Below are 13,044 nucleotides of genomic sequence, written 5' to 3' on the forward strand. Positions count from 1 at the left end.
TCCTGCTAATATATTTATATCATCTGAATGTAAAAAACTTATTACAAAATAAAAATTCCATAAGTGCCGGCCGTCTGACCAATGACTAATTACAAGCAATTAAGAAGCTGCTTGCAACCAATTTGCTATTTTGTGCATCATGTTTGATATGAAGCTGCCTTTACTCTTATTACTAATGATGGTGTTGCCTGTTGTTGGCTTATCTGCAAAAAAACGCGACACTGTTGCTACAGAAAAACACTACTCAAAACATCAGTTAGCAGAAGATGTAAAATACCTGGTTGCCACGGTTGCCGACGTGCATCCTGATATGTATCACAGCATAAGTAAGGCTTCCTATTCGCGGCTCACTGATAGGGTGCTTGCCAGCCTGCACGATGGTATGACAGCGAAAGAGGCGTGGCCAATTATGGCAGGGCTGATAGGCGCATTGAATGAAGGGCATAGTGTGTTTAACTACCCCGAATCGTTAGTTAGCGAATTAAAGACAGGGGGAAATCTTTTATTTCCGGTACTGATAAGAGAGTTTAACGGTACAGGGTTTATTGTGAGACTTGATGTTTCCGCGGAAGATAAACTAAAGCCGGGCGATGCCATCATCAGCATCAATGGAATTACTATAGAGAAATTGATGGGTAAGCTGGGTGGTTATGCGGGCGGTCTGCCGCAATATAAAGCTCTTGATATCTGTCGTAACCTCATCGTGTATTTGCATCTGTATGGAGTAAACGGGCCATGGCATATCCGTTACCTGCGCAACAACCATGTAGATAGTGCAGTAGTAAACCCGGTTTCATGGGCAGATTTCAGAAGTAATATTGCTGCAAGAGCGAAAGACCTGCCTAAGATTAAACCAATTGCAGATCATCAATTTGATTTTTTGAATACGGATAAAGCTTATTTAGCATTGAATACACTTACAGCTGAACCGGCTGTATTTAAACGGTTTTTAGATTCGTGCTTTACTTCCATTAAAAACAAACAAGCCAAGGTGCTGATCATCGATTTGCGAAAAAATGGGGGAGGTAATTCGGCATTAGCCGAAATGTTATTAGGCTATATTACCGATAAGCCTTTCCGGATGGCAGGAGGTGTAAAGTGGAAAGTAAGCCAGGAGTACAAAGATCAGCTTAATGAAAAGTTAAAAGGAGAAGGGCCACAAAAGATGGCTTATTATTTTAATGCCATTAATGGTACTACTATATCAAATAGCGGTGATATGCCTGATCGGCCAACATTTAATGATTTGTTATTCAAAGGGAACGTTTTGGTGCTGATTGGCCCGCATACGTTTTCAAGTGCCAACATGCTGGCCAATACCATTCAGGATTATAAGCTGGCTACATTGATCGGTGAACCATCAGGCGAGCCGGCCAATGATTATGGTGAGCTGATTTTTTTAAAACTGCCCAATACCGGATTTACGTTTACTACTTCAACCAAGCAATTTATCAGGGCCAGCGGCAATACTAATGATCAACACCCGGTAATGCCAGACTTTATGGTAAAGGATAACCCGCTAACACCTGCTGATGAGGTATTGGACTTTGCTTTAGCTAAATAATTGGAGAACTGATTTAGTAGATTTAAGAAGGTAAAGCATCATACTCATATAGCATTCCGGATGTGTTTTCTGTGTTAGGGATAGAAGTGGATATCGGCCATGCGCGTAATGCCTGCAGGCGTATAAACGTATAGCCCGGGCCGCAGGCAACACCATTATTTTGATTTGAGATTTCGGATGTTGGATGTCGGATTTTTTTATTGGGATTACACCGATTGATTTTTGATTACACAGATTTTTTCTGAACCGGGTTTATCGGATTCTGGTAGTTGTCTGAACTCGAATTAAACGAATTATTGAATTTTTTCGAATTCCTAAAATTTTGACTATTCCGAAAATTCAACAAGTTCGGGTTCAGACAAAATAAAATCCTGACAATCTTCGCCCCCCCCCTTAAATTCCGGTTCAGACACTCCATCAGTCCAGTCGCAATCTTTTCCTTAAAATCTATTTGCTAATAAGATAATTAACCCTATCTTTGCAGTCCCGAAAATACGGGGTATAATAAACGTTTAAACAATTTAATTTAAAGCAAGTGAATACGTTAAGTTACAAAACTGTCTCAGCCAACAAAAAAACCGTTAACAAACAATGGGTTGTTGTTGACGCCGAAGGCGAGATTTTGGGGCGCTTGTCTACGAAGATCGCAATGATCATCCGTGGTAAAACCAAGCCTGATTTCACCCCAAACGTAGACTGTGGTGATAATGTGATCGTTATCAACGCAGACAAGGTAAAACTGACCGGCAACAAACTAAGCGACAAAGTTTATGTTCGTTACACTGGATATCCAGGTGGTCAGCGTTTTATTTCTCCTAAGGAGTTATTGGCGAAACATCCAACCCGCATCATCGAGAAAGCGGTACGTGGTATGTTACCTAAAAATCGTTTGGGTAAAGCATTATTCGGCAATTTGCATGTATATGCAGGTGCTGAGCATCCTCATGCAGCGCAAAACCCAACAGCCATTTAATTTTTAATTTTTAAGGAGAAAAAAAATGCCAACAACTAACACTTCAGGCAGAAGAAAAACAGCCGTTGCCCGCATCTACCTTACAGAAGGAAATGGTGCGATCATCGTTAACGGTAAAGATTACAAAGAGTATTTCCCTACTTTGCCATTGCAATACATCGTTACTCAGAGCACTGAGGTTTCTGGTAGCACCGGAAAATTTGATGTTAAAGCTAATGTTGCAGGTGGTGGTGTAAAGGGACAGGCAGAAGCTGTTCGTTTAGCTATCGCTAAAGCTATTGTTGAACTTGATGCTGAAAAGAAACCGGCATTACGTGCTAAAGGCTTAATGACCCGCGATGACCGTATGGTTGAGCGTAAAAAACCAGGTCGCAGGAAAGCACGTAAGAGATTCCAATTCAGTAAACGTTAATCAAAGGAGGACAACAAAATGGCAAGAACAACTTATCAGGATTTACTGGACGCTGGTGTACACTTTGGTCACCTTACCCGCAAATGGGATCCGAAAATGTCACAGTACATTTTCATGGAGCGTAACGGTATCCACATTATCGATTTAAATAAAACCTTAACTAAGGTTGAAGAAGCTGCTGCAGCTATAAAACAAATTGTAAAATCAGGCCGTAAGGTATTATTCGTAGCTACAAAGAAACAAGCGAAAGATATCGTTGCTGATTATGCAAAAAGCGTAAACATGCCATACATCACCGAGCGTTGGTTAGGTGGTATGTTAACTAACTTTGCTACTGTACGTAAGTCAATCAAAAAGATGTCAAACATCGATAAATTGACTAAAGACGGTACTTACAGCAACCTTTCTAAAAAAGAGCGTCTGATGATTCAGCGTGAGCGTATCAAATTAGAAACCCTTTTAGGTGGTATCTCTGACTTGAACCGTTTGCCGGCTGCTTTATTCCTGATCGACGTTAAGAAAGAGCATATCGCGGTTTCAGAAGCATTAAAGTTGAACATCCCTACATTTGCTATGGTTGATACCAACTCTGACCCTTCAAACATCGACTTCCCGATCCCTGCGAATGACGACGCTACAAAATCAATCTCTTTGATCACCAGCATCATCATCAAAGCTATCGAAGAAGGTTTAGATGAGCGCAAACGCGAGAAAGAAGACGAAGCTGAAAAAGAAGCAGTAGCTGCAAAAGCTAAAGCTGATGCTCCTGAAGTTAACGAAGGCGGTAAAAGAACCCGTAAAGTTGCTGAAGTAGCTGCTGAAGGCGAAGCTGAAGCTCCGGCTGCTGAAACAGAAGAATAAGCCCCCTAACCCCCTGAAGGGGGAACAAGGAACAAATATTTAAAGCCTCCCTGATTCCGTTAAAAGCATCAGGGAGGATTTTTAATATTAAAAATAGTTGCAGGTTACAATAGCATAATACCATTACGGTAACTTGTAATCCGATATAAAAAATCTTAAAACTCAAAAAAACATGTCTACAGTACAAATTTCTGCAGCCGACGTAAACAAACTGCGCCAGCAAACCGGTGCCGGTATGATGGATTGCAAAAAAGCATTAACCGAAACTAACGGTGATTTTGAAGCAGCTATCGATTTTTTAAGGAAAAAAGGTGCTAAAGTTGCAGCAAGCCGTCAGGACAGGGAATCAAACGAAGGTGTTGTTATTGCACGTACTTCTGAAGATTTTAAAACCGGTGTTATCATCGAGCTTAACTGCGAAACTGACTTCGTAGCTAAAAACGCTGAGTTCATCGCTTTTGCAAATGAAATTGCTAACAAAGCTGTTGAAGCAAAACCAGCTTCAATTGAAGAGCTTTACGCCCTTGAAATCGACGTTGAAACTGCCCGCGTTAAAATCGGTGATGCGATCATCGAAAAAACCGGCAAAATCGGCGAAAAAATCGGTGTATCTAAATATGAAGTTGTTAACGGCGAAAAGGTTGTTGCTTACATCCACGGTAACTTCCGTTTAGGTGTATTGGTAGCTTTAAGCGCTGATGGCGCAGGTGCAGAAGAAGCCGGTAAAGACGTAGCTATGCAAATTGCTGCTATGAATCCTATCGCTTTGGATAAAGATGGCGTTGACGCTTCAGTAATTGAGCGTGAGCTTGAAATTGCTAAAGAGCAGATCCGTGCAGAAGGTAAACCAGAAGCAATGGTTGAAAAAATTGCTGCAGGTAAACTGAATAAATTCTACAAAGACTCAACCCTGTTAAACCAGGAGTTTGTGAAAGATTCGTCTAAGAGCATTTCACAATTCCTTGACTCGGTTGAAAAAGGCCTTACAGTAACCGCCTTCAAGCGGGTAGCTTTAGGAGCTTAATCATATTATCCCCCGATGAAAATCGGGGGATTTTTTTTGCCCTGTTGTTTTTAATCAACCCCGTCATTGCGAGGTACGAAGCAATCCCCGATATGCAGAGCCACTCTGTAGAGTTCGCGATTGCTTCGTACCTCGCAATGACGTAAAACGAAGAAACATGCCTATCGCCCTCCACAACCTCAAACTCATCTCCACCGGTACTATTGCCGAAGGTAAAGCCGTTTTAATTTCAAACGGCACTATTACCGATATTATTAATGAAAGTGCCATCCCGACAGATGCGGTAAAGAAAAACCTGAACGGCGCATACCTTGCCCCGGGATTTATCGATCTGCAAATCTACGGCAGCGGCGGTAAGCTTTTTGCCGGTACACCTACCGTTGAGGCGCTTGAACAATTGGAGAATGACCTGCTGAACCAGGGCACCATTGGCGTGTTTGCTACTATCGGCACCAATACCAATGAAATTGTGGAAACTGGTATTGAAGCGGCTAAGATCTATAGTCAAAAAAGCAGGGGGGCTTTCTGGGGATTGCACCTGGAGGGGCCGTATTTAAATCCAACCAAAAAGGGCGCTCACCCCGAAAAGTTTATCAAAAAGGCTACTTTGACTGAGGTTAAAGGCTGGCTTGAAAAAGCTGATGGTGTTATCAAGATGATCACCATTGCGCCCGAACTGCAGGATCAGGAGGTGATAGATTATTTATATGAGCAGGGTGTTATCATATCATCCGGCCATAGTAATGCTACCTATGCCGAAGGCAAATCATTTTTAAAGAAACCGGTGCAGGCAGTAACGCATTTGTTTAACGCCATGCCATCTATGCACCATCGCGAACCTGGCTATATCCCTGCAATTTTTGAGGAAAAGCCATATACCAGTATTGTAGTCGATGGTATCCATGTTGATTTTGCAATGGTACGTTTAGCTAAACGCGAACTGGGTGACAAACTTTTCCTGATCACTGATGCCGTTACTTCAACCAAAGAAGGAGCTTATCAACATGAACTAAGGGGCGACAGGTATACCATGCCCGACGGTACTTTATCAGGTTCAAACCTTACCATGCTTAAAGCAGTTGAAAATTGCGTTAAATTGGCCGGTATTGACCTGGCTGAGGCCGTAAATATGGCTTCATTATATCCCGCCGAGTTAGCATCGCAAACAAAAAAGGGTAAAATAGAGAAAGGCTTTGATGCCGACCTTGTTATTTTTAACGCTGATTTTGAAGTGCTTGGGACTATACTAAAAGGTGATTTTTTAACAAAGACAACATAAAATTTTAACACTGAAATTTATTCGCTATTTTTGGCGAACTACTCCCGTATGAACAGAGCTTTATCAATTCTTGATATAAACAAAAGCAGGTTTCATCTTTTTCTATTATTAGCAAATCACACCAAATGAAATACAAAAGAATATTACTGAAACTTTCGGGCGAATCGCTGATGGGCGCAAGGCAATATGGTATTGATAACAACCAGGTTTTGCAGTATGCTCATGACATTAAAAACGTTTATGATGCCGGTATCGAGATTGCGGTAGTTGTTGGAGGCGGTAATATTTTCAGGGGATTAAGTGCTGAAAAATCGGGTATGGAACGTGCGCAGGCCGATTATATGGGTATGCTTGCAACGGTGATTAACTGTATGGCGCTGCAAAATGCTTTAGAAAGCATTGGTGTGGAAACCCGTCTGCAATCGGCCATTAAGATGGAACAGATCTGTGAGCCTTACATCCGTCGCCGTGCTATGCACCACCTGGAAATGGGCAAGATCGTGATCTTCGGTGCCGGTACAGGTAACCCTTACTTTACTACTGATACTGCCGCTTCATTGCGCGCCATTGAAATTAAAGCTGATGTGGTATTGAAAGGTACCCGCGTTGACGGGATCTACACTGCCGACCCGGAGAAAGACCCAAGTGCAACCCGTTACGACGAAATCACCTTCCAGGAAGTATATGATAAAGGCCTTAACGTAATGGATATGACTGCCATCACCCTTTGCCAGGAAAATAAGCTGCCTATTATTGTATTTGATATGAACAAGGAAGGCAACTTCATGAAAATTGCCAAAGGCGAGGCTATTGGCACGCTGGTAAAGTAATTTAAGCTAAAAGCAGAAGGCTCAAAGCTTAAGGCCGAACGCAAAAAGCTCAAAGCTAATAATGCTAACAGTCAAAAAGCTTTTGGCTTTAGGCCTTAAGCTTTCAGCTCAATCACATCGCTTTAGCTAAAAATAAAAGGACGCCCGGTAAAAAGGCGTCCTTTTATTTTTAGATGCTTACTTGTTATTTAGCATCATTAACTGCTTTGATGGCATCATCAGCTTCTTTTGCCGATGCGTCATCTTTCATGGCAGTGCGTGCGGCTTTTATGCCTTCCAGTTGGGTAACTATAAATGGCGCTGCACCGTAAACCTTAAATTTAATACCTGCCTCTTTCAACTGGCCAATACCCTGCCGTGCATATTCGGGCTTATTAACTTTAGCCGTCATATCAGCAAAGTTTTTAAGGGAATTGAATTTTTCCTGAATTCCTGCTTCGGTAAACGCATGGTAAACAAATGGCCATTCGGCATCATTACCATTAGTAGTATATAAAGTCATGATAGCGGCAGTTAACGCGCCTTTGTTGTCTTTTTCAAGGCCTTTGGCTAAGCTTAACGCTTTGGCCGGGTCAAGTTGTGCTATGGCGTTTAAGGCAGCGCCCTGCACAGCATATGATTCGCTTGACATGGATTGGGTAAACAAGGTCATGTTACCGCTTGCTTTCAATTTGCCTAATGCAGTGATAGCAGCTGCTTTTACAAGCGTGTTATTATCGGTTTGGGCTAATGCGATCAATATTGGCTGGGCCGCATTGCGCACATCATCTTTAGTGAGGTTTAATGCCCTGATGGTTTTGATGCGCAGTCCATAATACTTATCCTTTAAAGCCGCGATCAGGATTTTTTGTGCTTGCGGACGGGTTTGATCTGATGCAGCAGCTTCTATAGCCTCGTAACGGTCAAGGTAATTAGGAGCATTAAAATATTGGAATGAAAACTCTTCAATTGTTTTATTGTCTGTTTTCTTGGTGAGCAGGATTTTATCGGCATCAACATTCACCAGATCCGGTTTGCCGGCCAGTTGGTAGCTGATAGAATCTACCTTATCATTCATCCATTCTTTATGGCGTACTTTTTTACCGCCCTGGTAAATGTCAATGGCCATTGGCAGTTTAAAGGTTTGGCCGTCTTGCGTTTGTTTCAGGTAAACGGTTTCGGTTTTGGTTGCTTCGTCCCATTTGTAGCTGATGTTCAGTATCGGGTGACCGGCGCCATAATACCATTGGTTAAAATACCAGTTAAGGTCCTGGCCGCTAGCCTCCTCAAATGCTAAACGTAATTGCTGGGCTTCACCGTTTTTGAAGGCGTTAGTTTTCAGATAGATGTTAAGTCCTTTATAAAATGCAGCATCGCCTAAATAATTGCGGAGCATGTTCAGGATGCGGCCACCTTTTTGGTAGGTTACAGCGTCAAAAACGTCCTCTTTATCGGCATAATAAAAACGCACCAGGTTTTTAGTACTGGCTCCCTGCGAACGGAGATAGCTTTGCATATCTGCATAGTTATGCGCATCAGCTTCGTCCTTGCCATATTTATGTTCGGCCCAGATGGTTTCGCTGAAGTTGGCAAACGATTCGTTTACGGTAAGGTTGCTCCAACTTTCGGCAGTAACATAATCGCCAAACCATTGATGAAACAGCTCGTGCACAATAGTGCTGCGGCCATTGCTAAAGTTGGCGTCTATCAGTTCGCGGTGGGTAGCCTGTACGTAATCGCCGTGTAAGGTAGCCGAGGTATTTTCCATAGCGCCGCTTACGTAGTCGCGTACTACAATTTGCGAGTATTTAACCCATGGAAAATCAACACCCAAGGTTTTTGAATAAAAGTCGATAGCTTCCGGGGTAAAGCCGAAGATCTCTTTGGCGTAAGGGGCGTATTTAGACTCAAGGTAATAGCTTACTTCTTTATCTTTCCATTTGTCTTTATAGATCTTGAAATCGCCAACGGCCATCATAAACAAGTATGGTGAGTGTGGAAGCTCCTGTTTCCAGGTATCGGTACGAGTGCCGTCGGCGTTTGTTTTTTGAGCCGTTAGTTTACCGTTTGACAACGTTACATACTTTGCCGGTACGGTCATCGTGATCTCCTCGGTAGTTTTTTGGCTTGGCTTATCAATGGTAGGGAACCAGGCCGATGAGCTTTCAGTTTCACCCTGTGTCCAGATCTGGGTTGGCTTATCTTTTTCGGTGCCGTCGGGGTTGATGAAATATAAACCTTTTGCATCGTTGATGGCTGCACTGCCTTTTTCTTTCAGTTCATTAGGCTTCGCGGTGTAATCAATGTAAATGGTATAGCTTTCATTATTGTGATAAACCTTATCCAGTTTAATGGCTACCGAAAGGCTGTCCTGGTATGTAAATTTCAACGGAACGTTTTTCCCATTTTTTACTACCGAGATGTTTTTAAGGTCCATGCCTTTGGCATCAAGCCTTAAGCTATCGGTTGGGTAAAAATGAGGCTTTAAAGTAACCCATTCTTTGCCATACAGGTAACGTTTTTTGTAATCAAAACGAACATCCAGTTTGGTGTGGATAAGGTCGTTAACTTTGGTTGGTGCAGCCCGGTATATTTTCAGGGCCGGGTTTTCGGGTGGAGGGGTTTGCTGTCCGTAAGCGGTTGCCATAGCTGTGGTAAGCACACACGACAGCATGAGTTTTGTAATTAGTTTGCGATCAGTCATATGTAGTACAAAAAGTTTGCTTTTTACAAGCTGTTAAGGATAGTTAATTTTCAAATATACACCCTGCCAGCCAAAATGTTTTGTGCGTAAATCACCTATGACGCACGGGATAGGATTATGTTACGGGAGAGTAGAGAAATTGTGAGTTTAAACCGGATGGCTTGGGGGTTAACAGGGTTAACACAATTCGTGTTTTTATTGAATAAATAATTGAAAATAAGCTTTTTAATTAAAGAGGGGGGTAACACCAATGATTGGTTAAAGCTGTTCAGTTGTGGCTGGTGTTATCATGCCTGCTCAGGCTAAGGAATGACCTTGCTTAAAACCGGACACCAGATGTACGCTTTCGTACAGTAATAACGGGTGTTTTTGTGTAAGTATTTGATATGTAGATATTTGTATAAATGGCACATGTTTTATTCGAAAATAACAGTTGCGCACTGCCTTTGATAAACTAACGCCCGTTTGAGAGATGAACTTGGATGACCACATTTGGAGCCTGGCTTCAAAGAAATTGGCTAATGAAGCTTCGGAAAAGGAGTTGCAGGAGCTAAACGCTTTGCTGGCCGAAAACCCGGAGCTGCATAGCCAGCTAAGGTTAATGTCGAAATGGTGGGATGATGGAGAGGAAAAGCCAAAGAGTGACGGTTCGGTTTTGTTTGGTAAGATCCAGGCAAAGATCAAAGATATGGAGGGTACAGGACAACCAGCGGTTGCAGTTGAAACGCCCTCTCCGGTTAAACCGGAGAAAACCATGCAGGCTAATTATAACAGTACGGAAAAATTAAAACAACATAGCCCCTTTTTAAATAGCACTGCCATGATCAAAAATTATTTAAAAGTCGCTTTAAGGCAATTGCGCAAGCAAAAAATGTATGCTGCTATTAAAATCGGCGGCTTTGCGTTTAGTATTGCGGCCTGCCTGCTAATTGCTCTGTATATTCGCGATGAGTTAAGCTTTGATAAAAGCTACCCTAATGCCGCTAATGTTTACCGTTTGCTTGGGCATTACCACGATGGCTCGGTAGATGAAAAAGGTGTTGATTGGCCTTCGGTGATGGCCAAAGTGATTAAACAGGACTATCCGGAAGTAGAGAAATCAGGTCGTTTAATGCCAAATTCACTTTTTTGGGGTGCCGGCGCCAATGAGTTAAAGCGTGCAGACCAGGCTGATAATACCCACGAAGAAGGTTTTGCCTATGCAGATCAGGGCCTGATAGATATTTTGAACCTGCCCATGGTTTACGGCGATTCAAAACATGCCTTGAGTGAGCCATTGAGTATGGTGATTTCAAAAAGCAAGGCAGATAAATACTTCCCCGGTCAAAACCCGGTAGGTAAGGTAATGTACCTAAACAATAACAAAACTAAACCTTTTAAAATAGCCGCGGTAATGCAGGATATCCCCGGTAATTCGCATCTGCACGATTTTAAGTTCTTTATCACCCTTGCCGGTGTTGAGTTCTGGAATGGCGAACAGGCAACCTGGGATGCCAATAATTATCATATATACATGGCGCTGAAACCCGGCACCAACATAGCACAGTTTAATAAAAAGGTAAATGATGGCATCCTGAAAAATTATTACATCCCCAGCATGACACATAATGGCGATAAACGCGCCAGCAGGGTAATGAGCATTTTTAATTTAGTGGTTCAAAATGTACAGGATATCAATTTACGCTCGTACGATATTCATGATGGCATGTCGCACGGGGATATCCGTTTCGTGTGGTTGTTTGGCGCGGTGGCCGGTTTTATTTTGGTGATTGCCTGTATCAATTTTATTAACCTTTCTACAGCCAAATCGGCTAACAGGGCCAAAGAGGTTGGGTTACGTAAAGTAGTTGGCTCGCAGCGAAGTGGTTTGATCAGGCAGTTTTTGGCCGAATCATTATTGTATAGCTTTTTCTCGTTTGTATTAGGCCTGATCCTGGCCTGGGTACTATTGCCATATTTTAATACGCTGGCGTCCAAATCGCTTACTATGCCGTGGGTGGTTTGGTGGTTAGTACCGGTAGTGCTGGCGGCGGCATTCTTAATTGGCATTGTGGCGGGCATTTATCCTGCGTTTTACCTCTCGGGCTTTAAACCAGCCGAAGTGCTTAAAGGCAATTTAAGCACCGGAAGTAAAAGTTCGGTATTGCGTAATGTGCTGGTGGTTTTCCAGTTTGCTACATCTATTATCCTCATCATCAGCACGGTAGTTATTTATAACCAGATGCAATACCTGCTTAACAAAAAAGTAGGTTTTGAGAAAGATCAGGTGGTGATGATACAAGGTACCAATACGCTTGATAATCAGGTGAAACCATTTAAAAGCGAATTGCTGAAACTATCCACAGTTAAAAGTGCATCAATCAGCGATTTTTTACCGGTTTCGGGCACTAAGCGTAATGGCAACCAATTTTTTATTGAGGGAAGAGAAAAAATAGATCCTACTGTAGGTGGTCAGTTTTGGGATGTGGATCATGATTATCTCAAAACACTGGGCATTAAACTGGTGGCTGGCCGCGACTTTATTCCCGATATGAAAGCCGACTCGCAGGCGGTGATCATTAACCAAATGATGGCCAACAAACTCGGACTTAAAAATCCGATAGGGAAAAAGATAGTTAACTATGGCCCGGGTAAAACAATTATCGGCGTGGTGCAGGATTTTAATTTTAACTCGATGCGCGACGGTATCGAGCCATTGGTGATGCATTTAAGCTCAAGCGAATCGATAGTATCGGTAAAAATAAAAGCCGGTGATGTAAAAAAAGCGCTCGACCAAATCACTGCAACCTGGAAACAGTTTGCACCAAACCAGCCCATTAGATACACTTTTATGGACGAGCGTTTTGCCAGCATGTATGCCGATGTACAGCGTATGGGGCGTATTTTCACAAGTTTTGCGGTACTGGCTATCATGATTGCTTGTCTCGGTCTGTTTGCCCTGGCTGCTTTCATGGCCGAGCAGCGCAGCAAGGAAATAGGGATCCGCAAGGTATTAGGCGCTACTATTGGCAATATCACTGCAATGTTATCCATGAATTTTGTAAAACTGGTATTTATTGCCATTGTGATAGCAACGCCTATAGCCTATTATGCAATGACCCAATGGCTGCAGGATTTTACCTATCGCGTACAGCTTAGCTGGTGGATGTTTGCGCTGGCGGGGGTGGCCGCAATTATGATAGCCCTTGCTACGGTAAGCTATCAAAGCATTAAAGCCGCGTTAATGAACCCGGTAAAGAGCTTGAAAGCGGAGTAGAGCGGTTAGAGGTTGGAGATTAGAGGTTAGGTTGATTTTGGAATATAAAATATGTCATTGCGAGGAGGGACGACGAAGCAATCGCATGTTATACAGAGCGGCGATGCTTCCGTGCGATTGCCACGCTACGCTCGCAATGACATGTTTGAAAGCACTATAATG

General features: G+C 42.7%; 9 protein-coding genes. 8 read left to right on the forward strand and 1 reads right to left on the reverse strand.

Features of this window, described 5'->3' with window-relative positions; genetic code table 11:
* The first annotated feature begins 139 nt into the window (after window positions 1-139).
* The 7 genes from ABID99_RS00755 to pyrH all read left to right on the forward strand — a co-directional run bounded on the left by ABID99_RS00755 (window position 140) and on the right by pyrH (window position 6,943).
* Entirely contained in the window at window positions 140-1,564 is a 1,425-nt protein-coding gene (locus tag ABID99_RS00755; protein ID WP_354485804.1) for a S41 family peptidase, read from the forward strand.
* Window positions 1,565-2,099: 535 nt separating this feature from the next.
* Window positions 2,100-2,537, forward strand: a complete 438-nt coding sequence (gene rplM / locus ABID99_RS00760; RefSeq protein ID WP_090529488.1) for a 50S ribosomal protein L13 — start codon at window positions 2,100-2,102, stop codon at window positions 2,535-2,537.
* A gap of 25 nt (window positions 2,538-2,562) precedes the next feature.
* The gene (gene rpsI, locus ABID99_RS00765; RefSeq protein WP_110587286.1) at window positions 2,563-2,949 is read left to right on the forward strand and encodes a 30S ribosomal protein S9; all 387 of its coding nucleotides are present in this window, start codon (window positions 2,563-2,565) and stop codon (window positions 2,947-2,949) included.
* Window positions 2,950-2,967: 18 nt separating this feature from the next.
* A complete protein-coding gene (rpsB, locus tag ABID99_RS00770; RefSeq protein ID WP_090529482.1) occupies window positions 2,968-3,810 on the forward strand; it encodes a 30S ribosomal protein S2 in 843 nt (280 codons plus the stop codon).
* A 172-nt stretch (window positions 3,811-3,982) separates the two neighbouring features.
* Window positions 3,983-4,834 (forward strand): translation elongation factor Ts, encoded by an 852-nt coding sequence (tsf, locus tag ABID99_RS00775; protein WP_091165207.1) that lies wholly within the window; start codon window positions 3,983-3,985, stop codon window positions 4,832-4,834.
* Between the two features lie 157 nt (window positions 4,835-4,991).
* Window positions 4,992-6,113: an N-acetylglucosamine-6-phosphate deacetylase gene (gene nagA / locus ABID99_RS00780; protein WP_373612573.1), complete on the forward strand. Its 1,122-nt coding sequence runs from the start codon at window positions 4,992-4,994 to the stop codon at window positions 6,111-6,113.
* 125 nt (window positions 6,114-6,238) lie between these two features.
* The gene (pyrH, locus tag ABID99_RS00785; protein ID WP_373612574.1) at window positions 6,239-6,943 is read left to right on the forward strand and encodes a UMP kinase; all 705 of its coding nucleotides are present in this window, start codon (window positions 6,239-6,241) and stop codon (window positions 6,941-6,943) included.
* 184 nt (window positions 6,944-7,127) lie between these two features.
* On the opposite strand, the gene ABID99_RS00790 is transcribed toward pyrH, so the two are convergent.
* Window positions 7,128-9,626, reverse strand: coding sequence for a M1 family aminopeptidase (locus tag ABID99_RS00790; protein WP_373612575.1), 2,499 nt, complete (start codon window positions 9,624-9,626; stop codon window positions 7,128-7,130).
* 472 nt (window positions 9,627-10,098) lie between these two features.
* Here ABID99_RS00790 and ABID99_RS00795 point away from each other — a divergent pair, with 472 nt between their 5' ends.
* Window positions 10,099-12,882 (forward strand): ABC transporter permease, encoded by a 2,784-nt coding sequence (locus ABID99_RS00795; protein WP_255485392.1) that lies wholly within the window; start codon window positions 10,099-10,101, stop codon window positions 12,880-12,882.
* Window positions 12,883-13,044 lie beyond the last annotated feature (162 nt).

Source organism: Mucilaginibacter sp. OAE612, assembly GCF_041806395.1.
In the GTDB taxonomy this organism is placed as follows: Bacteria; Bacteroidota; Bacteroidia; order Sphingobacteriales; family Sphingobacteriaceae; genus Mucilaginibacter; species Mucilaginibacter rubeus.

What these genes read in the sequence shown, in the direction of transcription:
- ABID99_RS00755 (WP_354485804.1), top strand. Translation starts at nt 140, where the DNA reads ATGTTTGATATGAAGCTGCCTTTACTCTTATTACTAATGATGGTGTTG.
- rpsI (WP_110587286.1), top strand. Translation starts at nt 2,563, where the DNA reads ATGCCAACAACTAACACTTCAGGCAGAAGAAAAACAGCCGTTGCCCGC.
- rpsB (WP_090529482.1), top strand. Translation starts at nt 2,968, where the DNA reads ATGGCAAGAACAACTTATCAGGATTTACTGGACGCTGGTGTACACTTT.
- tsf (WP_091165207.1), top strand. Translation starts at nt 3,983, where the DNA reads ATGTCTACAGTACAAATTTCTGCAGCCGACGTAAACAAACTGCGCCAG.
- nagA (WP_373612573.1), top strand. Translation starts at nt 4,992, where the DNA reads ATGCCTATCGCCCTCCACAACCTCAAACTCATCTCCACCGGTACTATT.
- pyrH (WP_373612574.1), top strand. Translation starts at nt 6,239, where the DNA reads ATGAAATACAAAAGAATATTACTGAAACTTTCGGGCGAATCGCTGATG.
- ABID99_RS00790 (WP_373612575.1), bottom strand. Translation starts at nt 9,626, where the DNA reads ATGACTGATCGCAAACTAATTACAAAACTCATGCTGTCGTGTGTGCTT.
- ABID99_RS00795 (WP_255485392.1), top strand. Translation starts at nt 10,099, where the DNA reads ATGAACTTGGATGACCACATTTGGAGCCTGGCTTCAAAGAAATTGGCT.